Below are 22,253 nucleotides of genomic sequence, written 5' to 3' on the forward strand. Positions count from 1 at the left end.
GACCTGGCGGGCGGCCGGCGTCAGTCCCAGCGTCCGATCGCGACGCCCGGCGGATCGGCCGCGCACAGCGTCTCGATCTCGTCCGGGCAGAGCGTCACCGCGGTCGGACGGCGGAAGCCGATCTTCCAGCCCGCGTGGACGACGCCCGCGCGCAGCGCCGCGACCGGATCACCGGTCCGCAGCCACACGGCCAGGAAGGTCGAGAACAGCGCGTCCCCGGCGCCCGTCGTGTTGACGACGGGAGCGGGTGTCACGGCGTCCACCCTGATCAGACGTCCGTCGCGCAGCGCCACGGCCGCGCCGCGCTCGGCCATGCCGACGCCGACGAGGCCGCAGCGCGGGTACCGGCCGAACACCTCCCTCGCCCAGACCTCGGGTTCGGGCAGGCGCTCGTGGCTGGCGAACACGATGTCCGCGTGCTCCAGCCACGGCCGGTTGTACTCGTTCTCCGGGCCGTCGACCTGGTGCAGGTCCACGGCGATCGGGACGCCCAGCCGCGCGGCCCGTCCGAGCAGCGGACGGATCGGCCGGATGTTCGTGAGCACCAGCAGATCGGCTCCGGCCGCCTGCGCCTCCAGCACGTCCCACGGGTAGACCTCGTGTTCGATGGGGGAGAGGTAGGGCATCCCCATGCGGCGTCCGTGCTCGTTCACCAGGACGACGCCGGTCGTCGACACCGGTGTCCGCAGGACGCCCGGACCGAGCAGCCCGATCCGCGCGAGGTCCTCCCGGACGGCCGTTCCGGCGCTGTCGTCCCCGACCAGGGCGCACAGCCGCACGCGATGCCCGAACGCCGCCTGCACCCGCGAGACGCTCAGCGCGACACCGGAGCAGGCGAACTCCATCCAGGACGGCTTCGACCTGGACTCGTAGGCGAGGGGGAAGTCCCGGACGCCGACCGTGGCGTACAGGCTCACCGCCCCCGCCACCAGCACGACCGGGCTCATGACGCCAACCTCCGCATCGACACGGCGTCCTCGACCGACGTGATGAGCACCCGTCCGGTCGCCTCCAGGTGAGGACGGTCACCGAAGGCGCCGAGGCGCCCGACGATCAGGACGCTGTGGGGCAGGTCCGCGAGGGGGAGCCCGGAGGCCGTCCAGCAGTACAGGAACGAGCCGTGGACGTCCGGCCACAGGTCCGTGCCGGAGCGGGAGCGGCGCGGGGCGCTGCGGCTGCGGACGATCGCGCCGCCGCGCAGCACCGCCACCTCCTGGTCCCCGGCCGGGCCGACCGCGACCGAGCAGCCCGGGTAGCGGCGCAGCACCGCCGACAGCCGTTCGAGGGCGCTGCGGGAGGGGCGCCTGACCCGTCCGGTGAGAACGTCGGCGAACTCGCGGCGAGGCAGGTCCTCCGCGTCGTCGTAGCGGGCCACGACGTGCGCGTCCAGCGCGGTGAGCGCGCCGGGCGGGCAGTGCTCGGCGGCGTTGTCGTCGTCCCTGCCGGTGAACAGCGTCAACCGGGGCGCGCGGAGTTCGCCGCCGCGCGGGATCACCAGCACGGCGGTCGTGCCGTGCTCGGCCGGTGGGAACAGGGCGCGGCAGACCCGCAGCGGACGGTCCGGCTCGTAGGTCCGGACCAGCATCACCAGATCGGACACGATTCCTCCGCTCACCGGGTCAGGAAGGGCGGGGCGGCGGGCGGCGTCGCCGGGACCGTCGGCGGCTGCGGCAACCGCATCCGCCGGTAGATCAGGCGGCGCATCAGCCGGTTGAACCGGCCGGGCCGGGAGGTGATCCGCGCGACGACCTCGCGGTGCCGGTCCGCCGAGAACCCCTCGGCGGCCTGCGCGAGCTGCCGCGGCAGCGCGGCCCGCCCGACGCGCGGCGCGACCTCCGCGAGGCGTGCCGCCGCCGAGTCCGGCGCCACCTCGCCGGTCGGGAAGCTCCCGAGCAGCACCGGGACCCCGGCCGCCGCTCCGTACACGGTCGCCGAGCCGTGGTCGCCGACGACCCAGTCCGCGGCGGCGAGCACCGCGACCCAGTCGGCCGCCGGCGGGACCAGGCTCAGCCCGCGTCTCAGCCGGTCCGCGAGCCAGCTTCGCAGCTGGAACTCGCCGTGGGCGGCCCAGACGTGCGGGTGCAGCAGCGTGACCACCTGGTACTCGTCCTCGGGAAGCTCCTCGAGCAGCCGTGACCACAGCTCGGGACGCCGCCCGAGCAGCGATTTCGGTCCCCACGTCGAGCACACCACCACCAGCCTGCGGCCGTCGCCCGCGCCGAGCGCGACCTGGTAGGACGCGCGCCGCGGCAGGCTCGCCTCCAGCGCGTCGAAGCTCGGGTCGCCCACCACGTGCGCGGCGGGCACCGCCTCCGGACACGACCGGCCGAGCGCGGCGAGGTCGTCCTCGTGCGGCAGGACCACCGCGGAGGGGACGAGCGTCCCGTCCCGGACGAGCCGCTGGGCGTCCAGCCCGTACGCCACGCGCTCGCCGACCGCACGGCCGGCACGTCGTGCGACCAGCTTGGTGTGCCCGATCCCGTGCGGCATGACGACGATCGGCGCGTGGAGTTCGGCCAGCCCTCCGTAGCCCGCGGCGAGCGCTAGGTCGAACTCCGTCCGCACCGCCTGCCGCCAGGGGATGGACGCTGCGCCGATCCCGCCGAGGAACTCCTCCACGCCTGTGCCGAACGTGTCCGGCCCCGGGGTGAACACGACCTGCACCCGCAGGTCGTTCTCCACCAGCCGCGCGGCGGACAGCAGCCGCTGCCCGCCTGTCACGGTGTGCACCACGACCAGCAGCGTCTTGCATCCGCTGCGGGTCACCCACCGGCCGGCGTCCATCCCGATCGGGAACGAGCGCCATTCGCTGTCGGACATGTGCCTCCTGCCCCCTTCGAGGGCGGCATCCACGCCGCCCGTTTCGTGCGACCCCACGCCGATAGTCCGAAATGCACCTTGCGGCGTACCTTGCGGAGACCCTTGCGGCCGCGGAGGACCGACCGGCCCGAAGTGGCCAGGGGACAATGACCTTCCTTCTGGCCCCTGTCGCTTGACAATGAAATGATCCGACTGTCAAAAGGACACCGCCGGAAATCTTCCCGCAGGGAGCACGAGTGGAATTCCGAATTCTCGGCTCGGTGGAGATCCAGGCGGAGGGCGGGACGCCCTTGTCCCCGTGGGCGAAGGAGCGGATCATCCTCGGCTCCCTGCTGCTGGCGGGCGACCGTCCGGTCCAGACCGAGACCCTCATCAACCGGATCTGGGACGGTGAATCGCCGCCGAACGCGCGGAGCCTGCTCTACAGCCACATAGCGCGGCTCCGCAATCGGCTCACCGGCCTCGATTCCCGCGAACGCCTGACCCGCGCGACCGGCGCCTACGTCCTGGACGCGAGCGCCGACGTCGTCGACTACCGACGTTTCCTGCAGACGCGAGAACAGGGCCGCGCGCTGATCGCGCGAGGTGAACGCGAACACGCCGTGGAAATACTCGGCGACGTTGAGCGACTGACCTCGGGCGCCCCCTTGAAGAATGTGTCGGGCGACTGGGCCGCCCGGGCCCGCCAAAAGATCGCCGGCGAACTGCTCGGCTGCGCCCTCGAACGATTCGAACTCATTCTCGAACTCGGCCGCCCTGAAGAACTCGTCGGGGAACTCCCGGAACTGGTCGCGGCGAACCCGGAGAATGAGCGCGCCGTCGCGCTGCTGATGCTCGCCCTGCACCGTTCCGGACGCTCCGGAGAGGCCCTCGCCGAATACGAGTCCGCACGCCGCCGCCTGGACGAACGCCTCGGCGCCACACCCGGGGCGGCCCTGCGCGAACTGCACCGGCAGATCCTGGTCGGCGACGCCGCGCTCGACCCGCCGCCGACCTCCCGCACGCCGTCCCGCCGCCCGGCTCCGGTCAACGACCTGCTCCGCGACCTGCACACCTTCACCGGCCGCGAGCGGGAGATGCGGGCCCTGCAGGCCCTCGCGGACGACGAGGGCGTCTCGGTCATCGCGATCGACGGCATGCCGGGCGTGGGCAAGACCGCCCTGGCCGTCCACCTCGCCCACCGGCTCGCCGACCGCTACCCCGACGGCTGCCTCTTCCTCTCCCTGCGCGGACACAAGGCCGACCGGAGCCCCGCCGACCCCGCCGAGGCGCTCGGCACGCTCCTCCGCAAGATCGGCGTCGAGGCCGGCCTCGTCCCGCACGACATCGACGGCCGCTCCGAACTCTGGCGCTCCCGCCTGGCGCACCGCCGCGTCCTGGTCGTCCTGGACGACGCCCTCGGCGTGGCCCAGGTGAACCCGCTGCTCCCGGGCGGCGCGGGCTGCCTGGTCATCACCACCAGCAGGCGCACCCTCGCCGGCCTCGACGACGCCCGCCCACTCCCGCTGGACACCCTCCCGCAGGACGAGGCCGCCGCCCTGTTCGTCCGGGTCAGCGGATCCGGCGCCGACCCGACCGGCTCGGGTGTGGCCGAGGTCGTCCGGCTCTGTGGCCACCTGCCCCTGGCGCTCCAGCTGACCGGCAACCGCCTCCGCCACCGGAACCACTGGGACGTCGCCGACCTGGCCCGCCGCCTGCGCGTCCGCCCCGGCCGACTGGCCGAGATCCGCGCCGAGAACCGCCACCTGCTCACCGCGTTCGGGCTGTCCTACGACGGGCTGCCCCCACACCTTCAGGAAGCGTTCCGCCTGCTCAGCCTGCACCCCGGCCCCAACATCACCGCCGAGGCCGCGGGCGCTCTGCTGGACATGCCGACGACCCGCGCCGAACCCGTCCTGGAAGAACTGGCGGACCACCACCTCCTCGCCGAGATCGGCCGAGGCCACTACCGCTTCCACGACCTGCTCCACGAGTACGCCCACGACCTGGCCGCGCCGCCCCCGCCGCCCGCGGTACCACCTCCGGTGCGCCGCCTCCTCGGCCACTACCTCGCGCTCGCGGAAGGAACCGACCGCGCCCGTCTCGACGAGGAGGCCGAGAACCTGGTCCCGATGGTCGCCTACAGCGCCGCGCACGACCTCGGCGAATACACCGGCCGCTTCGGTGACGCCCTGGCCACCTACCTCGAAGCGTCCGGACGCTGGTATGACGCCCTACGCGTCCACCAAGCCGCCGTCCAAGCCCGGCGAGCGCAGGGCGACGAACCCGGGACGGCCCGCGCACTGTCACACCTTGCCAAGACGCTTTGGCGGACCGGGGACCATCCGGCGGCCCTCGAATCGGCGAGCGAGGACCTCCGCATCTACGAAGGCTTGGCCGACAAGGCAGGAGCCGCCGCCGCACTCGACCAACTCGGACTCATCCACTGGACGCGCTCCGAATACGACGTGGCGTCCGGCTACTACGACCAAGCGTTGCCTCTGTGGCGATCCGTGGGCGACAAGTCCGGTGAAGCGTCGACACTGGACCACGCCGGCATCGTCAAATGGCATCAAGGTCGCTACGCGGAGGCGATCGACCTCCTCCAGCAGGCGCTTGAGCTCTATGAAACCTCCGGAAACAATCGCGGCGCCTGGATGACGCTCAACAACCTCGGTGATCTGGAACTGGTTTTCGACCGCACCGAAGAAGCATTGGCCTACTTCAGGCGCGTCGAGAACATGATGGACCCGAGTAAGCAGCACCAGGCGAACCTGCTGAACAACTTCGGTGTCGTCTACGACAAGCAAGGACGTTTCGATGAAGCCCTGGCTTATTATCGCGACGCCTTGCGAATATACTCCGAAATCGGCGACCGGCGTGGCGAAACGGACTGCCTGATCAACCTGGGCGTCCACTACGTGAACGGCCTGAGCCGCGACGGCGAGGGACTCCTGCACCTCAACAAGGCGCTGCAGCAAGCCCGAGAACTCCGCGATCGCTTCCATGAGTCCTTGGCCCTGCTGGGCATAGCCGACGCGCATCGTCGTGCGGCCCGCCCGTCCGCCGCGCTCGCCTCCTACCAGGAAGCCCTGGCGCTGACTCGCTCCAAGGGGGATGCCCACGGAGAGGCGAGGGCGCTTCGTGGCATTGGCACTGTTAAGACCGTAATGCATGGAGAAGTGGCGGCGCGTCCGTTCCTTCAAAGATCACTTCAGCTGTTCGCCGCCCTGGGCGTCCCCGCCGCTGAGGCGGTCCGCGCCCAACTCCACACCGGCGACGACGCCTCCTCCCACGCCTGAACCCGAAACTCTTTCGGCATCAATCTCCTTGCGCTTGGCGGTGAGGTGTAATGGCCGGTTGGTCACTTCCGGCGCGGCGAGGAAGTTGAGGGAGATCGCCGAAATTGCCGCACGCTGCCCTCCAGGCTGGGTAGAGTCCTGACAACGCAGGACTTCGCCCGAAACGAGAAGCTGGAGTGAATTTGTTTCACGCCATTTTTGTCACCGTGGTCCCGATGATCCAGGCGATCTTCATGACCTGACTGGTGCATAGATGCAGGACATGGCCCGTCGACGGATCTCCGGTCGGCGGGCCGCCTGCTGTTCTGGCGGCGGTGTCGGGTCGAGTGACATCCGTCGCTGCGTGGGGTGTCGGACGGCGTACGGGTATGCCGCTTTGGGGTGAGAACTTCCCTCTGTGTGATCTTGTCGGGCTTTGGCTCTTCCCTACTGGGAAGTAGTCGATCAAGCTCGGGGACGTTGATGATCATCCCCCTGAAGGAGACCATCGCGTGAGACGGAACGTCATCGTGCGGGCCGCCGCCGTCGTGACGGGTGCGGTGCTCGCCGTGTCCGGGACGGGTGTGGCGCGGGCCGACCAGGCCGCCCAGTCCAAGCCGGAGACCAGCTGGGAGGCCGTGGGGCCGGACTCGGTCGGCGGGTCCATCGGCCTCACCCCCGGCAAGCCCAACGAACTCGCCCTCATGACCGACTCGCCGCAGCTGCTCTGGCTCTCGGAGGACCGCGGCGCCCACTGGAAGCTGCGCGACACCGTGCCCCGGCTGGCCGGGTCCACCCGCTCCTTCGTCGTCGACCCGGCCGACGCCCGGCGGATGTATCTGCTGGTGGCGAAGAGTTCCGGCTTCGGGACGTACGAGGGCTGGCTGATGCGCAGCACCGACCGGGGTGAGACCTGGAAGACGCTGCGCCACGACACCGAGGACGGCCCGCTCCAGCTCGCCGTCTCCGGACGGACCGTCGTCACCGAGGGCCTCGACACGATCGGCGTGAGCACCGACGGTGGGGACAACTTCCGGGAACTCAAGCGGCCGTGGGGGCGCGACGGCATGGCCGCGCCGATGCCGAAGCGGATGCTGAGCCTGGTCGGGGACGACCTGTACGCCACGACGTCCGCGCCCGGTCAGGACCTCTGGGTGATCAAGGGGATCAACGGCGCCGTGCCCGTCCCGGAACGCCTCGGGCAGGTGGGGAGGCAGACCGTCGACGAGCTCGCCGCGACCTCATGGGGTCTCGTGGTGACGGCGGGGCACACGCTCTACGGAACGTCCGACCAGGGGAAGACCTGGAAGCAGCTCGTCGCGGACAAGGCCGACAACCTCTACGGGCCGCAGATCTTCGGCGACGACGTGTTCGTCACGACCGCCCACAAGATCTACGCGAGCCGCGACCGTGGCAAGACCTTCGCGCAGTGGAACGTGCCGATTCCGGGCCAGGGCGTGGGCGAGGTCGCGCCGATGGGCGGGGCACACGGCACGACGCTGGTGTCCGACGGCTACCACGGCCTGTTCAGCACGACGAACGGGCGCGACTACCAGCCGATCGGCGTGCCGAGCGAGACGGCCACGCACCTGCTCACCACGCGTGACCCGAGCGGCCGTGAGCTGCTGGTCTCCACCGGGATCTGGGACCTGTTCCACACGCGGCTGCCCACGGGCAAGGTCACCGACGCCACGCGCCGCTGGGATCGCGTCACCTCCGACGAGCTGCACGCGTACCCGAAGATCGGGGTGTCGTCCAAGTCTCCGCGGACGGTGTGGCGGGCCGAGGAGAACGGCCTGGCCACCGGGATCTACCGCAGTGACGACGGCGGCGCGACCTGGGCCAAGAACAGCGTTGTCAGCTCCGGCGGCAACCCGACGGCCATCCTCGTCCACCCGGCCGACCCCCGCCGCGTGCTCGTCCTGTACTTCTCCTTCACGGGCTGGCAGATGCGCGGCACCGAGGACGAGGGGGCGACCTGGTGGACGGCCAACCTCCCCGACGCGCCCTACTCGTCCCTGGCGGGAGACCCGCGCGATCCGCAGCGGATCTGGGTGGGCACCCGCGACGGGCTGATGCGCTCCGATGACGGCGGACGCACTCTCACGTCCGTGAGCGACGACGTCTCGCCTCAGGTCTTCGTCGACCCCCGCGACCCGAAGCGCGTCTTCGCCGGCGGCTCCGACCTGCGGCGGAGCACGGACGGCGGTGAGACCTTCACGACGGTTCAGGAGGCCACCAACGGCACCCTGAAGCAGGTGATCGCCGATCCGCGCCGTCCGGACACCCTGTACGCCGCCTGGACGGGCGAGGGCCGCACGGGCGTGTGGCGCAGTGACGACGCCGGTGCCACCTGGCGCGACATCAGCGCCGGGCTTGCGAGCCCGTCGTCGTCCTCCCTCGTCACCAGCGGCGACGGCCGCTGGCTGTTCGCCGGAACCAACTACACGGGCGTCCAACGCCTGTCCCTGGGCTGACGGTGACGGCGTCCGCCATCACGCGGGATCGTTCCGCGTGATGGCGGACGCGCGGTCAGCGCTGGAAGGTGTAGATGGTCGTGTCGACGTCGCAGGGGCTCGGCGGGACGACCGCGACGCGCAGGCGTCCGCTGACCGTGTCGTAGTCGACGCCCTCGGTCTCGAACTCGCCGGAGCAGTCGCTGATCAGCGGCAACTGGCCGAGCGAGGCCACGCTGGCCGTGACGTCCCGGCCGTGCAGCGGCTCGGACAGGGTGATGCGCAGCAGCTGCCTGCTCGTCGGGAACAGGTCGGTGCCGGTGTCGTCGGTCGCGCAGACCAGCGAGGTCGCGGTCACGAAGTCGCAGCCCTGGACGTCCCGGACGGGCCGGTCCAGCTTGATCTGACCGGCGAGGGGGAGCGTCCCGCCGGTGCGCGGCGTCCGGTCGTTGAGGACGGGCGTCGGCAGCACCAGGAGGCGGTTCATGGTGCCCCACTCGCCGCTGACCAGCCATCGGCCGTTCGGTGTGACCGCGGCGTAGGAGTTGTTCATCATCTCGCCGGGAGCCAACGGGTGGACGTATTGGTAGCGTTGCCCGCTCGGCGTCGTGACGAGGAACATCTTCGCGGCGGGGTCGGCGGCGGTCCACTGGTAGGCGTCGAAGACGTATCCTCGCGCGGAGTCGGGGTCGCCGATGTGGCCCCAGCCGGCGGCCTTCAGCCCGTCCGGGACCGTGCCGTTCCCGGTGAAGTACAGCCCCTTCCCCCGGACGGTGGCGAGGCCCTGGTTGCTGGTGGCCGACGGCCGGACCATGCTCCCGGTGAGCTTCCAGGGGCCGAGCCGGAGGGTGTCGGCCGAGGCCGTCCCGGGGAGTGCGGCGGCGAGGACGGCGGCGGCCGCCGCCAGCGTCGCCGCGATGCGCGATCTGATCATGAAGGGCAGCGTCGCGTCCTTGCGTGACCCGAAGGTGAACCCCGCCCCCACGGCGAGTGATCTTCGATGAATAGTCATCTTTCGTACCCCTGGCCGTCGTTTCACGTGTTTACGGTCTGTCTCACACGTGTTTGTCAATGAGGAGGGGTACGTGGGACACCACCACCATCACCAGCACCACCACGAGCCGTACGCGGACGAGGCGGTGCCCGACACCGAACTGCCGCCCGGGGACCTGGCGCGCCGCCGCTTCCTGCAACGGCTCGGGCTGGTGGGGGTGGCGGCGACCGGCATCGGCATGATGGCCGCCCCGGCGTCCGCCGGAACGCCGCAAGGGCCGTCCGCCCCGAACCCGAGCCGGCTGCGCTGGCTCGCCGGGGACCACCACGTCCACACGCAGTCCAGCTACGACGCGATGCACACGGTCGCGCAGCAGGTCGCCGCGGGCCGCGAGCACGGCCTCGACTGGATGGTCATCACCGACCACGGGCACGTCGCGCACGAGAAGTTCGCGGTCGAGCAGACCTACGCCGACGTCCTCGCGGCGCGGCGGGCGAACCCGTCGATGCTGCTCTGGCAGGGCCTGGAGTGGAACGTTCCGTCCGGCGAGCACGCCACGGTCTTCTTCGACGCCGCGCGGGACGAGCTCACCGCCCTGCGTGCCTTCGAGAAGCTCTTCGACGGCAACATCAATGGCACCAACCACACGTCCCCGGCCAACGAGGCGACCGCGCTCGCCGGACTGCGCTGGATGTCCGGCCAGATCGACCGGGGCGCCATCGACTCCGCCCTGATGATCGCCAACCACCCCAGCCGGAACGGCCGCTACTCGCCGCACGAGTTCCGCAACCTCCGCGACACGGCCCCGCACATCGCGGTCGGCATGGAGGGCTCGCCCGGCGCGCAGAACGACGGCGGCCACCGCGGCGGCTACGGCAACGCGCCCGGCACCGACTCCTGGGCCGGCTGGCCGTCCGAGTCGTACCGGACGTTCGGCGGCTTCGACTGGATGACCGCCAAACTGGGCGGACTCTGGGACTCCATGCTCGCCGAGGGCCGCGGCTGGTGGATCACCAGCAACTCCGACATCCACAGCGCCAACGGCAGTACCCTCGCCTCGCCCTCCGTCCCCGACGGCTGGTACGACGCGCACGGCCGCTACCCGGACCCGGTGGACACGGGCACGCCGCACAACTACGCCGACTTCTGGCCGGGCCAGTTCAGCCGCACGGTCGTCGGCGCCACCTCGCACACCTTCCGCGGCGTCATGGACGCCCTCCGCCAGGGCCGCGTCTGGGTCACGATGGGCGGCCTGCTGTCGGACCTCGACGTGCGCGTCCACGGCGAGGGCGCCGGCCAGCCCGCCACCCTGGGCGGACGCGTCGCCGTCCGGCGAGGCGCGGACGTCACCGTCCGCATCACCGCGCGCCTGGCCACCACCCCGAACGCCGCCGGCGACATCCCGCGCCTGGCCCGCCTCGACCTCATCCGCGGCGCGGTGACGGGCCCCGCCGCCGACCGCGACACCTTCACCAACCCGCAGGTCTCGGTGGTCGAGTCCTTCACGCCCCGCCGCCAGGACACGGTGGTGCACTTCGAACACATCTTCCGCAACGTCCGCGACCCGTTCTACGTGCGCCTGCGCGGCACGGACGGCAAGCGCTCGAACGGCCTCGAGCCGATGATGGACGTCCAGGGCGCGGCCGCCCCCTGGGACGACCTGTGGTGCTACGCCAACCCGGTCTTCGTGGACGTCCGATGACCGTCCTCGGCGTGGACGCGGGACACCGGGACCGCGCAGCCCTGGAACGCATGATCCTGGACGCCGTCCCCGACCCGATCCTGCTCTGCACCCATCCCGTCCGGCACGGCCAGGCCCACCACGCCGCATCCGTCGAACTGAACTCTTCCACCGCCACCAAAGCGACCGAGGCCCTCCTGGCCCAAGGCGCGGCGGTTGCCAAGGAAGGCCAGGTCACCGGCCCGGACGAGTACATCCTCGGTGCTGGCGAAGCCCTCACCAAACACAGACGTGAAGGCCGGGCCGTCCGCTTCCCCAACCAGGACCGGCTGCGCGGCACCCTGACCCTGGCGGAAGCCGAAGCGACCGGCGCGGTGGACCGCATCGACTCCTTGGGCGGTCCTCTTCCGCCCGAGACCCTCCTGGCCACCCACGACTTCGTCCGCCCGACCTACCGGGCAGGCGAACTCGTCCTGGAGATCACCCCGTCGACGACCGGAGCGATCCCCTTCGAACTGGAACACCAACACATCTGCGGCCACTGACCCGCCCCGAGGGGCGTGCGGCTTGGGGGTCGGCAAGCGCCCAGCCGCCGCCCCGACCGGGATTGTCCGGTGCCGAAGCGCACTGCTCCGCGCCTTTCGTTCCTGGCGCGGGGCATCATGTTCGTCTGTTGGCTCAGGACGGCCAGAGTTGCAGAAGGTACTGCTCGAGCCCCTCGGGGAAGCCGCCTGCTCGCCCCTGAAGTTTCTCGCTTCCCTTGCAGAGGACGCGGAGCCCGTACCAGCCTGGAGTGACGGTCAGCCTGGCCTCCGACGGTCCTTGTGTCAGTGCCCAGGCTTCCACCTCTTCACCGTCCAACCGGACGCGGAACAGCCCCAGATGTTTCCACACCGTGGAAGCAGGGGCGGGTTCCTGCGACCACTGCTGAAGAGTCACCAGTGGGTAGTGGTCCTCACCCGGGCTGACGATGTAGAGGTACGGCGTTTCGAAGACGAGGCGGTCCCCAAGAGCCGGAGCCGATCCGTCCAGGCCTTGGGACTCCGCGATTTCTTGCAACGTGAACTGGTGGCTTTCAACGAGGACGAGGGCGCTGCTCTCTTGTTCTGGGGACGTCACCACATCTCCGGGTGGTTCGAAGCTTGTCAACGGTGGGGGCTCGGACCCCTGGAACATCAGCGGCGGATCGCCGATTGCCAACCATGTGCCGGGGACCGGGGGATCAGTCTCTCTGGAGACAGGGCAGCGGGAGAGCTCCTCGAGCGTCAGCGGCGAAATCCTCGATTGGGTTGCGAGGGGTCACATTGTTCCCCGGCTTCCCGGGACGAGGCCAGCCGGCTCTGATCGCCGCCGCGGTCCGCGGCAGAGGGTTAGACGGGCCGCTGAGGCCCGTGTTAGTCCTGGATTCGGCAGCCCGGACACGCGAAGGGATCGCCTTGGAGGACGTCCACTTCGAAGCACCGGCCGACGCGGTCAGCACGAGAAGGCCGCTTGGCTCCCCGGAGGTGCGTGCCCGTCTGGCGGTGAGCCTGCTCTACGTGATCATGGGCGGGATGATCGGCAGCTGGGGTGCCCGCGTTCCGGAGATCAGGGAAAAGGTGGGCGCCGGCGAGGCCGGGTGGGGGCTGGCGAACAGCGTGTCCGCGGTCGGGGATGTCGCCGCCTTGGGCTTGGTGGTCTTCCTGGTCGGCCGCGTGAATCCCCGCGGGATGTCGCTGGTGGGAGCAGCGGCAATCGTTCTGAGTGCCCTCTTCTTGGGGTTCGCCCCTACCTTGCCGACTCTCGTGGTGGCCCTTCTCGGCTGGTACCTGGGGGCCCAGTTGATGGCGACGCCGATGGGCGCGCAGGCAGTGGAGGTGCAGCGGAGATATGGCAGGCCGCTGCTCTCCTCGTTCAACGCCTGCTTTCGCGTCGCGGTGTTCGCCGGGGCGGGCCTGGGGGTCGGTGCCGCGGCGATCGGCGTAGAGCCGGGCGTTCAGTTCGCCGTGACCGCTTCCGTCATGGGGGCACTGCTACTGATCACTGGACGCTGGCTACCTGGTGAACCACCGCTGACCGAACGCGCCAAGCCTCACCGAGGGCGGATTCGTGAACGCTTCACCCCTCAACTGCGCCTGATCGCGCTGCTGTCCTTCCTGTCAGCCTTCGTCACGAGCGTCAGCACGCAGTGGAGCGCCCTGTACGTCGCAGACGAGGCAGGAGCGGGGGCGACACTGGGCGGAGTCTGCTTCGCCGTCATGTCCGTGGCGGGAGTCCTGGCTCTGCTGACCGGTGACAAGCTGATCGCGCGCGTCGATCGGCGAGTGCTCCTGCGCGGGACCACCCTGCTCGCGGTGGGCGGCCTGGTGCTCGCCATCGTCGCTGCTACACCGGTGGCCGCGGTGGTCGGCTTGACGCTGCTCGCGATCGGCATCGCAGCCAACAACCCGATCATCGACGGCCTCGCCGCGCAACAGCCGAACGTGACCGCGAGCGAAGGCATCTCGGTCTCAGAAGCGGGCCAGATGCCCGGCTTCTTCATCTCCCCGGCCCTGATCGGCGCACTCGCCGGGACGCTGGGACTGAGATCCGCCCTGATCCTGCCCGTCCTGACGCTCGTCGCCACAGCCCTGCTCGCCGGTCGGCTCAAGGTCACCCCGGGGTCGGTGTAGCCGGACGGCGCCGCCCCGGCGCATTCCGCTTAGTTGGGAGCCGTGCGGCGTCCTCGAGATCGAGCTCTAGGTGGGTGTTTCCGCGCCGCGCTGGCCGAGTCTGCACCAGACGCCGGCCCACCGAAGCCGAGGCGACCGCCTACGCCGCCATCGCAACGCCAGGACCCATCCAGTTCCGCCGGATCGAACAGGACGCGATTCCTGCCGCCCACGCCGCAGCCCGGTTGCTGGGCATCTCCGCGAGCCCCCATCCGTGCGATGCCTAGCAAGTAGGCGGGCTGGGCAGGGCATTTTGTACGACTTCCTGGTTTCCGTCAGGGGTTCGGGGACCTCGGCGGAGGCTCGGACGCCGCGGCTGGTGGCCTTCGCGTTCGGGACGCCTCCTGGACGTGGCGGGCGACGGCGAGCACGATCGGCGCGGCCAGCCAGCACAGGTACGCGCTGGTGCCCGTGGTCAGGAACGCGACGGGAACCGACACCCCGAACACCGTGGCCAGGCAGATGCTGCGCACCAGGCTCTGGGAGAACTCCCGGGGCGGGACGTCCGTCCGGTACAGGTGTTCGCGTCGGATCTCCCTGATGATCAGCGCGAACGTCGCGGACGCCAGGACCTGCACGATCGCGTACAGGCTGAACCGGGGCGGGAAGGCGCCGTCGGCGGTGAGCACCCGGGTCGCGAACGGCATCAGGACCTGCATGAACAGCCAGGTCAGGGTGAGGCCGGTCAGACGGCCGCCCAGCGACTGGACGTATCGGAAGATCTCGTGGTGGGCCCGCCAGTGGGCGGAGATCACGACGAAGCTGAGCGCGAAGGCGAGGTACTCCTTGCCATGGGCCGACGCCGAGTTGAGCATGGCGTGGGTGGTGTCGCCGGTCGGGACGGGGAGCTCCAGCGCCAGCAGGGTGAGGGCGATCGCGATCACCGCGTCGACGAACATGGTGAGCCGCTCGGCGGCGACCGCTCGCGCCTCACCGTTCTTGTCGTGTCCGGTATGAGTCACCATGGTGAGATCAGCTCCTGCGGCGTCAGACGGCGATTTCCATGACCGGCCGGGGAGTGCTCGCCAGTCGCCGGGATCGTACGGCCAGGACGATCATGACGGCCGGGATCAGCAGGTCGTTGACGAGGACGCCGCCGGTGTTGCCGGGAGCGTGGTCGCCGTTGGCGAACCACTGGTAGAGGTGGCCCGCCAGGGCTCCCCAGAGGAACATCCCGCCGCCGAGCCCGATGGTGATGCGCTCGCGCGCCGAGGCCGAGGCGGCGCGGAATCCCATGACGGCCAGTCCGAGGTTGGCGAAGGCGATCTCGAACATGAACGGCGTCCGGTGGAAGCCGATCGCGGTGGCCATGACGTCCGGAAAGGCAAGGAACGCGACCGTCATCCACAGGCTGCCGACGCCGAAGGCGCCGATGGCCCACCAGCGTTGCCAGACCTCCAGTCGTTCTCGGGGCGAGGACGAGTGTCGGGCCCGCACGAAGGCGCCGATGGCCGGGACCAGGATCCAGACGACGGGGAAGGCTGACCGGGCGACGTAGCCGATGGTGTCCATGGCCTCAGTCTTGCCTTGTTAATATTAACTTGTCAACACTCTGGTATGCTGGCGTCGTGGACGAAGAACTCGGAGACCTGCTGCACCGCGTGGTCATGCTGCTGGGCGAGGCGGCCCGGCGACGCACCGACGACCGGGACGGCCTGACCTACAGCCAGATCCGGCTGCTGGGAACGCTGGAGGACATCGAGCCGGCGACACAACACCGGCTGGCGCAGGCACTCTCGGTGTCCGACCCGGCGATCAGCCGCGCGCTACGCCCCCTCGAAGCGGACGGTCTCGTCCAGATCACCGTCGACCCCACCCACGCGCGCCGCCGCCTGGTCAGGCTCACCGACGCCGGCCGAAAGGCCTTCCACACCGCCGGAAAGCCCCTCTACGACGAATTCCGCACCGCCCTGATCGCCGCCGGGTTCCCCTACGACCGCTACCTCCAAGACACCTTCCGCCTAGCCGAACTCCTCACCCCCAACTGAACCCCCGCCCGCCCCGGACACCTGAAAAGGAGCCACGGAGCGACCCTCGGCCGACCGCCACCAGCCGAGGCCGGACGGCGTCGTCCGACCCGTACGCTCCGGCCTCGAAGTCCAGGTGCTCGTCCAGGCCGAACGCGGCGAGCTTCGTCTCGGTCGCCGGCCGGACGTCGCCGGCCAGCACCGACTGCACCACACCCGGCTCGTCCGCCAGCGCGACCAATGCCTCGGACACGCCCGGCATCGCGCGCCCGGCATCGCGCGTCCGCGCCGCTACTCGGCGAGCCGGGCGGCGGGGGCCGGCCGTTAGCGCATGGTCCGACGCCGCGTCCGAGCTGCACACGACACCGACGCCCCAACGCCTCCCGCCTGACGACGCTCGGACTTGGGAACAAGGGCAACGACCGTGTCGAAACCGTCCGGGGCGGGCGGCCGACCTGTTCTTCCAAGTGTGATCCCTGCTGGTAGGTGCGGTCAGGTGGTCCGGGCCAGGGCTTCCAGCAGGTGGCGGACGGCCGGGACGGGTGGGCCCGGCGGGACGGCGAGAAAGGTCGTCACCGTGGGGGCGGCGAGGCGGCGGACGGTGACACGGGGGATCGCGGGGAGGCCCACCACCTCGTAGAAGACGGTCCAGGAGGGTGCGCCGGCGCCGATGTCGGTGAGGGTCTCCTGGAAGGTGGTGAACGGCGGGCCGGGTGGTGGCGCGATCCCGGCCGTCCGGCAGGCGTCGGTGATGAAGTCGTGGAACAGCGGGTTGTCCTCGCGTGGGGCGAGGCGGAGGGGGAGGTCGGCCAGGTCCGCGAGGTCGAGTTCCGGGCGATCCGCCAGGGGATGCCCGGCGGGCAGGGCGATGTACAGCGGGTCGGTCCAGACCGGGAGCAGTTCGAGGCCGGGGGCCTGGGGGAGTGCGCGGATCAGGGCGGCGTCGAGCTCGCCGGAGCGGACGGCGGACAGCCGGTCGGGCGCGGTCAGGCGGCGGGGACGGACCTGGAGGCGCGGCGCCACGGCGGCCAACTCGGCGAGGACGCGGTAGATCCGGTCGCCGGGGCCGTGCACGGTGCCCAGGCGCAGGACGCCGTCGACGCCGGCGCGGATGTCGGCGGCGACCTGCCGGGTGCGGTGCAGGGCGGCGAGGACGGCCCGGGCCTCGGGCAGCAGCCGCTCGCCCGCGCCCGACAGCCGGACGCGCCGGGTGGTGCGCTCGAAGAGCGGCACGCCGAGCTCGCGTTCGAGCCGGCGGACCTGCTGGCTCACCGCCGACTGGACGATGCCGATCCGCTCGGCGGCGACGCCGAACCCGCCCTCCTCGGCGACCGCCACGAAGTACTCCAGCTGGCGCAGCTCCACCCGGCCCCTCGATTCATCTCGATCCGTGATGACTGATGATCCCAAGCGCCTGTGGTTCGCGGGTTGTTCCCCCGGTCGAATGGATCTCGGACGAAGAACCTGATATCCCGACAGGAGCGTGAGGTCGTTGCATCCCCTCGTTGTCACCCCGCAGGCCGCAGAGGTCGTCGGACTTCCGGCGGGCGGGGCGTTCACCTTGCTCGCCGATGCGAGCCAGACCGCGGGTGCGCTCGGCGCCAACCGGCTCACGCTGGGGCCAGGCCGCGACGGCGCCAAGCCGCACTACCACGCGCTGTCGACCGAGCTGTTCTATGTCATGGACGGGACGATGGAGTTCCTCCTCGGCGACCGGGTCCAGACCGTCGGGGCGGGCGGGCTGGTCGTCGTCCCGCCGCGGTTGCCGCACGCCTTTGGCGCGGTGGCCGGTGCGGGTGCGGATCTGCTGGCCGTCCTGACGCCGGGGATCGACCGCTTCGGTTACTTTCGGCGGCTGGCCCGCGTCCAGCACGGACTGGAGCCGTTCGAGGCGCTGCGGTCCGAGCAGGACCGCTACGACGTGTACTTCGTCGAGGCCGAGCGCTGGTCGACGCTGCGGGGTGCCCGGTGACCGCAGCTGCGGACGCGCGGGTCGCGGGCGTCGCGGCGCCGCGTCCTGGGCCGGTGTCGACGGCGCTGCGGCTCGGCGCGCTGTTCGGGCCTTCGGTGTTCGGCGTGACGGCGGCGGCCGTGGCGCTGCCGGAGGTCGTCAGGGCGCTGCACGCCGGGCCCGCGCAGGTCGCCTGGGTGCTGACGGCGCACGCGCTGGCGCTCGGCGTCGGAACCGCTGTCTTCGGCCGCCTGGCGGACGCGCGGGGCGTGCGGGCCACGCTGCTGGTCGCGGCAGTGGTGCTGGTGGCCGGCGCGGTGGTGGGCACTACGGCGCAGAGCCTCGGTGTTCTGGTGGCCGGACGGCTCGTCCTGGCGGCGGGATCCGGGGGGACGGTCGCGGCCGGTGCCGCGCTCCTCGCGGGGGTGGAGCCGGCCGAGCGCCCGAAGGTGCTCGGCGGATACGGCGCGGTCATGGCGGTGTTCGCCTCGGCGGCGACGCTGGCCGGGGGAGCGGTGACGACCTGGCTGAGCTGGCGCGTCACCGTCGTGCTTCCGGTGCTGTCGGTGGCGGCCGTCCCGTTCTGCCACCGGCTGGCGCCGCGGGCGGGGTCGCGCCGTTCCATCGATGTCGCCGGGGCCGCAGCGCTGACCGCGGCCGTGAGCACGCTGCTCGTGCTCATCCAGGCCCGCACGCTCGACCTCGGCGGTCCGGTCGTCGCCGCGCTCGCAGCGGTGCTGGTCCTCGCCGGCGGCGCGCTGGCGCGGCAGGTGGCCCGGCGGCCGGACGGGTTCGTCCCGCGCCCGGTCATCGGCGACGCGGCCTACCGGATCTCGGCGGCGACCGGGGCCGGGGTGTTCGGCGGGCTCTTCGCCGTGATGTACGTGGTTCCGCAGATCCTTGCGGGCGAGCACGGCTGGACCGTCCTGACGATCGGGGCCGCCCTGCTGCCGGGCGCCGTGGTCGGCGGGATGCTGGCCCGGCGGGCCGGCACGCTCGGCACGCGGGCCGGTCGCCTGCTGCTGGCCGGCACCGCATTCGCCGCGAGCGCCGCGCTGGCCGTGGCGGCGACCGGCCGGGGCGGCCCATGGCCGCCGGTCGTCGCGGCGTCGCTCTGCCTCGCCGCGTTCGCCGTCACCCAGGTCGTCATCACCGGTGAGGTGACGGCGCGGCTCCCGGCACCGCTACGCGGCGCGGGCATGGGCCTGCTCAACCTGACGTTCTTCGTCGGAGGCGGAGTCGGCTCGGCCACCGCCGGCGCGCTCGCGGAATCACTAAGCCCCTCCCGCACCCTGGCGGCCGTAGCCCTCTTCCCCCTGACCACCGCCACCCTGTCGGCCACACGACACTCTGCCTGAACCCCCCGCGGCGCCCCCGCCCCCCGCCATCACGCCCTACCAAAACCACCGAGTGAACATGGCGCTCCGTCAGCGCCGCCGCCCGGCGATGGGGATTGTCGTCGGTGGGGGATCAATGCCCACCCATCGCCGTCCTGTTGTGCCCGGCGATGTGCTCTTGGGGAGATGCCCCTTGCGCTGTGCGGCCTGGTTGCTCGGGCTGGTAGCGCGACTAGTGGTTCAGGAAACCGATCGTGGCGTGTGGGTAGTGGGTCGGTTTCCCAGAGACTGGCCTGGTTCGGACATGTTATTGATCTTGCGGGGGTGGGGGTGGTCTCTGGGATTCTTTGCTGCCGTCGCGCGCTCGGGCCGGTGGCGTCACCGTTCGCGGCCGGCAAGGAGACCTTCATGCGCGTGCGCCGCTTTGGCGTTGTTCTCACTGTCACCTCGGTCGGCGTGGGTTCGCTGGCATCCGGTACCGCCCTGGCCTCGCCGGCGCTGTCGGGTGTCGCGACGCAGATCGTGGAGACGGCGGCGAGCACCGACCATCTCGACTACGACCACCGACAGGTCACGCTGTCGGGCAGGCTGATGCGGCGGCAGGCGGACGGGACACTGGCGCCGTTGCCGGAGCACACGGTCCGGGTGTTCGCGGGCAACTACTCGCACGACGAGGCGAGCACCGACGCCGACGGCCGTTTCACGGTCACCATGACCGATCCCGGCTACCGGGTGCTGACCGCCTGCGGCGACTACGACGACACCTATGCCGAGGGCTGCGCCGACTACCGGTTCACCATCACGCAGCGCCCGACCCGGCTCAGCCTGAACCCGCTACCCGCAAGCTCCAAGTTGGGCGGTTGGGTGACGGTGTCCGGGCATGCCGAGGTGCTGACGTCCGCCGGATGGGGCCCGATCGCCGGTGTGATTGGCATGGCAGCGCTGAACTCGCCCCTCAACAACCCCGTCGGCATGCGGGTCGAGGCCGACGGCGGGTTCTCCGGCAAGATCCAGATTCGGGACGGCGCGAGCTGGGTGGCGACCCTGTACTCCGACGCGTTGGAGTACGACCAGCAGAGCTCCACCTCGCCGACGCCGATCCGGGCCGTCCACCCGACGTCGATCTGGCTCGATGCGCCGCAGAGCCGCCCTGTTCCGGGACGGCCGTTCACCTTCCGGGTGTTCACCGGTGTCCTGCGCTTCCCGGACGCGCAATACGACGTCGGCATACCCTTCGCTTTGCCCGACGAGCCGTTCAAGCTGTATTTCCGTCCCGACTCCGGCGGCCCGGCCCGGCTGATCGCCTCCGGTCGGACCGGCCACGACGGTGTCGCCTCGGTGGCCCACACATCGAAGGCGGGCGAGCGTGGGACATGGTTCGCGCGGATCGACCCGGGTGGCGAACTGGCCGGCTCCGTGTCCGCCAATCTGCACTTGGACGTCCGGTATGCCACGAGGCTGCGGCTGTTCGCCAAACCTGACCCGGTGCGGAAGGGACGCCGACTCACCGCGCGTGGGGCGCTGCTCGCGCCCGGCGGGAAGGCCCTCGGCAAGCGCACGGTGAAGATCTACTTCCAGGCGCGCGGATCGAAGAAGTGGGTCGGCATGGCCACCGTCCACACCGACGCCCACGGCGCCTTCACCCGAACCTTCACCGCCAAGCAGGACGGCACCTGGCACGCGGTCTTCGCCGGCGACATCCTCAACCTGCCCGTCAACGCCGCCGACTACGTCGACGTCCGCTGACCCACCCGCAAGACTCCCGGATACGCGCCCACGTGGTGGGCAGGCTCGCCAGGGGCGGATCGGGCACCTGTTCCCGCGGCTGCCCTGTCAGCCGCGGTACAACCGGCGTCTGCGGGAGCTGGGCCCCGCACTCGAGGCGGTGGCGTTGCGGCTGGCTCAGGCTACCCCGTCCTGGTTCTAATGGCAGACGGGACTAGCAAAAAGATTCGAGATGTCAAGGTTGGCGACAGAATCGCGAATGCTGTCCCCGGTGAAAAGTCGGGAACGGCGGACCAGGCACATGCGGTAGCTGCAGTTCATGGCACGCGTGTAGACCACCAATACACTAACGTCACCATTGATGGCCCGCACGGCCCTGAGATCATCGTTGGAACCAATAGGCACAAGTACTGGGATGCCACAACCAATGCTTGAATCTCGGCGCAAGACCTCAGGGTTGGCCACCGCCTACAGGCCGCATGGGGAAGGTCTGTCGATATCCTTGCGGTTCGGACATGCACTGCCTCGTCTATCACATACAACCTTACCGTCGGCGGCCTCCACGCGTACTACGTCCTCGCCGGCAACACCCCGGTACTCGTACATAACTGCGATATCGGCACCCTTCACAGCGGAAAATCCCTGGCGAACAACCGTGCGGGCATGAACGTCCACGCAAGAACGGCTTTAGTGGGGTGCATGATCCGGAATCTAGCCGCGTCTACATGCAGGTAAGCGGTGGGCCTGGTGCCCGGGTTGGTCAGGCTGGTGGACACGGCGATATCAACGATGCGATCTTCAATGGGTCGGACAGGACTGTCGGGTTCGTCGCGCTACTCAATGATGAAGGACAAGTCGCAATGCGGTGGAACTCTTCTCGGGGCGTCAACGAAGTGAACTTCGGCGTTCGAGCAGCACCTATGGAACATCGTCAGTCGATCATGGATGAGATCGCGAGGATGACCTGGCTGCCGGTGATCGGATGAGCGGGTCGGCTGTGGTCGAGATCGGCCGGATGGTCATTCCGGAGGCCCTGGTGCGAGCGGTCCATGACGGCTCGTGGACCCAGTCCAAGAGCGATGAGGTTCTCCGTAGGGTCTTCGGCGACGAACCGGATTGGCCCGTCTTCTACGACCTGCAATCCATGATTCGGCAGAACGAGTTCTTCCATAAGCGGTCTCCCCAGCAGGTTTGGGGGGACGTGACGCAAACCAGCTTGGGGGTAGAACCTGGGCGGGCAGTGGTCATCGCATCCCTTGGCGCCGATATGCCGATCGCTTTGGATTACCGCGAGAGCTGGGAATCGCCTCGAGTGATTTATCTCGGTCCCTCAGGCTGGGTGCATATCACTTCGGACGTCGAGGCACTGCTA

At 70.3% G+C, this 22,253-nt stretch carries 20 protein-coding genes and 1 pseudogene; 11 read left to right on the plus strand and 10 right to left on the minus strand.

The genetic code is table 11. The annotated features are described in order from the left end of the window. Window positions 1-20: 20 nt before the first annotated feature. From AB0L06_RS27735 to AB0L06_RS27745, 3 genes are read right to left on the minus strand one after another with little or no spacing between them, the layout of a single operon-like run. A complete protein-coding gene (locus AB0L06_RS27735) occupies window positions 21-947 on the minus strand; it encodes a carbohydrate kinase family protein (RefSeq protein ID WP_500234038.1) in 927 nt (308 codons plus the stop codon). Continuing rightward, window positions 944-1,600, minus strand: a complete 657-nt coding sequence (locus AB0L06_RS27740; protein WP_500234039.1) for a hypothetical protein — start codon at window positions 1,598-1,600, stop codon at window positions 944-946. Before AB0L06_RS27740 ends, AB0L06_RS27735 begins: the two co-directional genes overlap by 4 nt. 11 nt (window positions 1,601-1,611) lie before the next feature. Next, window positions 1,612-2,820, minus strand: a complete 1,209-nt coding sequence (locus AB0L06_RS27745; RefSeq protein ID WP_500234040.1) for a hypothetical protein — start codon at window positions 2,818-2,820, stop codon at window positions 1,612-1,614. Window positions 2,821-3,056: 236 nt separating this feature from the next. Between AB0L06_RS27745 and AB0L06_RS27750 the strand changes: the two genes are divergently transcribed. Together AB0L06_RS27750 and AB0L06_RS27755 are read left to right on the plus strand one after the other, a co-directional pair. Continuing rightward, entirely contained in the window at window positions 3,057-6,101 is a 3,045-nt protein-coding gene (locus tag AB0L06_RS27750; RefSeq protein WP_500234041.1) for an AfsR/SARP family transcriptional regulator, read from the plus strand. A gap of 491 nt (window positions 6,102-6,592) precedes the next feature. Next, window positions 6,593-8,557, plus strand: coding sequence for a hypothetical protein (locus AB0L06_RS27755; RefSeq protein ID WP_500234042.1), 1,965 nt, complete (start codon window positions 6,593-6,595; stop codon window positions 8,555-8,557). Window positions 8,558-8,612: 55 nt separating this feature from the next. On the opposite strand, the gene AB0L06_RS27760 is transcribed toward AB0L06_RS27755, so the two are convergent. Then, on the minus strand, window positions 8,613-9,470 hold the full coding sequence (locus tag AB0L06_RS27760; protein ID WP_500234043.1) for a hypothetical protein: 858 nt from the start codon (window positions 9,468-9,470) through the stop codon (window positions 8,613-8,615). A gap of 151 nt (window positions 9,471-9,621) precedes the next feature. Here AB0L06_RS27760 and AB0L06_RS27765 point away from each other — a divergent pair, with 151 nt between their 5' ends. Next, window positions 9,622-11,232, plus strand: a complete 1,611-nt coding sequence (locus tag AB0L06_RS27765; protein ID WP_500234044.1) for a PHP domain-containing protein — start codon at window positions 9,622-9,624, stop codon at window positions 11,230-11,232. Further along, window positions 11,229-11,756 (plus strand): hypothetical protein, encoded by a 528-nt coding sequence (locus AB0L06_RS27770; protein WP_500234045.1) that lies wholly within the window; start codon window positions 11,229-11,231, stop codon window positions 11,754-11,756. The genes AB0L06_RS27765 and AB0L06_RS27770 overlap by 4 nt, the downstream gene beginning before the upstream one ends. Window positions 11,757-11,889: 133 nt before the next feature. On the opposite strand, the gene AB0L06_RS27775 is transcribed toward AB0L06_RS27770, so the two are convergent. Beyond that, on the minus strand, window positions 11,890-12,330 hold the full coding sequence (locus tag AB0L06_RS27775) for a hypothetical protein (RefSeq protein ID WP_500234046.1): 441 nt from the start codon (window positions 12,328-12,330) through the stop codon (window positions 11,890-11,892). Window positions 12,331-12,647: 317 nt separating this feature from the next. Here AB0L06_RS27775 and AB0L06_RS27780 point away from each other — a divergent pair, with 317 nt between their 5' ends. Continuing rightward, window positions 12,648-13,862, plus strand: coding sequence for an MFS transporter (locus AB0L06_RS27780; protein ID WP_500234047.1), 1,215 nt, complete (start codon window positions 12,648-12,650; stop codon window positions 13,860-13,862). Window positions 13,863-14,176: 314 nt separating this feature from the next. Here the strand turns inward: AB0L06_RS27780 and AB0L06_RS27785 are convergent, their stop codons facing one another. Beyond that, window positions 14,177-14,866: a TMEM175 family protein gene (locus AB0L06_RS27785; protein ID WP_500234048.1), complete on the minus strand. Its 690-nt coding sequence runs from the start codon at window positions 14,864-14,866 to the stop codon at window positions 14,177-14,179. Between the two features lie 22 nt (window positions 14,867-14,888). After that, a complete protein-coding gene (locus tag AB0L06_RS27790; protein ID WP_500234049.1) occupies window positions 14,889-15,413 on the minus strand; it encodes a DUF6790 family protein in 525 nt (174 codons plus the stop codon). A gap of 56 nt (window positions 15,414-15,469) precedes the next feature. Between AB0L06_RS27790 and AB0L06_RS27795 the strand changes: the two genes are divergently transcribed. Beyond that, complete coding sequence (locus AB0L06_RS27795) at window positions 15,470-15,889, plus strand: MarR family winged helix-turn-helix transcriptional regulator (protein ID WP_500234050.1); 420 nt, start codon at window positions 15,470-15,472, stop codon at window positions 15,887-15,889. On the opposite strand, the gene AB0L06_RS27800 is transcribed toward AB0L06_RS27795, so the two are convergent. Together AB0L06_RS27800 and AB0L06_RS27805 are read right to left on the minus strand one after the other, a co-directional pair. Beyond that, complete coding sequence (locus AB0L06_RS27800; protein WP_500234051.1) at window positions 15,876-16,121, minus strand: HAD family hydrolase; 246 nt, start codon at window positions 16,119-16,121, stop codon at window positions 15,876-15,878. The genes AB0L06_RS27795 and AB0L06_RS27800 overlap by 14 nt on opposite strands. Window positions 16,122-16,360: 239 nt before the next feature. Then, on the minus strand, window positions 16,361-17,233 hold the full coding sequence (locus AB0L06_RS27805) for a LysR family transcriptional regulator (protein ID WP_500234052.1): 873 nt from the start codon (window positions 17,231-17,233) through the stop codon (window positions 16,361-16,363). Window positions 17,234-17,360: 127 nt separating this feature from the next. Here AB0L06_RS27805 and AB0L06_RS27810 point away from each other — a divergent pair, with 127 nt between their 5' ends. The 5 genes and pseudogenes from AB0L06_RS27810 to AB0L06_RS27830 all read left to right on the plus strand — a co-directional run bounded on the left by AB0L06_RS27810 (window position 17,361) and on the right by AB0L06_RS27830 (window position 21,616). After that, window positions 17,361-17,840 carry a cupin domain-containing protein gene (locus tag AB0L06_RS27810; RefSeq protein WP_500234053.1) on the plus strand — a complete coding sequence of 160 codons (480 nt, stop codon included), beginning with the start codon at window positions 17,361-17,363 and terminating at the stop codon, window positions 17,838-17,840. Beyond that, a complete protein-coding gene (locus AB0L06_RS27815; RefSeq protein WP_500234054.1) occupies window positions 17,837-19,177 on the plus strand; it encodes an MFS transporter in 1,341 nt (446 codons plus the stop codon). The genes AB0L06_RS27810 and AB0L06_RS27815 overlap by 4 nt, the downstream gene beginning before the upstream one ends. Window positions 19,178-19,342: 165 nt before the next feature. Next, the gene (locus AB0L06_RS27820; protein WP_500234055.1) at window positions 19,343-20,902 is read left to right on the plus strand and encodes a hypothetical protein; all 1,560 of its coding nucleotides are present in this window, start codon (window positions 19,343-19,345) and stop codon (window positions 20,900-20,902) included. Window positions 20,903-20,954: 52 nt separating this feature from the next. Further along, window positions 20,955-21,077: pseudogene (locus AB0L06_RS27825) on the plus strand (IS982 family transposase); the annotation flags it as partial. A 335-nt stretch (window positions 21,078-21,412) separates the two neighbouring features. Beyond that, complete coding sequence (locus tag AB0L06_RS27830) at window positions 21,413-21,616, plus strand: hypothetical protein (protein ID WP_500234114.1); 204 nt, start codon at window positions 21,413-21,415, stop codon at window positions 21,614-21,616. Window positions 21,617-21,812: 196 nt separating this feature from the next. Here AB0L06_RS27830 and AB0L06_RS27835 read toward each other — a convergent pair whose 3' ends face one another. Next, window positions 21,813-22,052 carry a hypothetical protein gene (locus AB0L06_RS27835; RefSeq protein ID WP_500234056.1) on the minus strand — a complete coding sequence of 80 codons (240 nt, stop codon included), beginning with the start codon at window positions 22,050-22,052 and terminating at the stop codon, window positions 21,813-21,815. Between the last annotated feature and the right edge of the window lie 201 nt (window positions 22,053-22,253).

It is taken from the genome of Spirillospora sp. NPDC052269, from assembly GCF_040679435.1.
In the GTDB taxonomy this organism is placed as follows: domain Bacteria; phylum Actinomycetota; class Actinomycetes; order Streptosporangiales; family Streptosporangiaceae; genus Spirillospora.

Bases quoted from the DNA above. Each gene is read 5' to 3' on its own strand.
- AB0L06_RS27770 (WP_500234045.1), top strand. From the start codon at position 11,229: ATGACCGTCCTCGGCGTGGACGCGGGACACCGGGACCGCGCAGCCCTG.
- AB0L06_RS27785 (WP_500234048.1), bottom strand. From the start codon at position 14,866: ATGGTGACTCATACCGGACACGACAAGAACGGTGAGGCGCGAGCGGTC.
- AB0L06_RS27790 (WP_500234049.1), bottom strand. From the start codon at position 15,413: ATGGACACCATCGGCTACGTCGCCCGGTCAGCCTTCCCCGTCGTCTGG.
- AB0L06_RS27820 (WP_500234055.1), top strand. From the start codon at position 19,343: ATGCCCCTTGCGCTGTGCGGCCTGGTTGCTCGGGCTGGTAGCGCGACT.
- AB0L06_RS27745 (WP_500234040.1), bottom strand. From the start codon at position 2,820: ATGTCCGACAGCGAATGGCGCTCGTTCCCGATCGGGATGGACGCCGGC.
- AB0L06_RS27835 (WP_500234056.1), bottom strand. From the start codon at position 22,052: ATGGAAGAACTCGTTCTGCCGAATCATGGATTGCAGGTCGTAGAAGAC.
- AB0L06_RS27735 (WP_500234038.1), bottom strand. From the start codon at position 947: ATGAGCCCGGTCGTGCTGGTGGCGGGGGCGGTGAGCCTGTACGCCACG.
- AB0L06_RS27760 (WP_500234043.1), bottom strand. From the start codon at position 9,470: ATGATCAGATCGCGCATCGCGGCGACGCTGGCGGCGGCCGCCGCCGTC.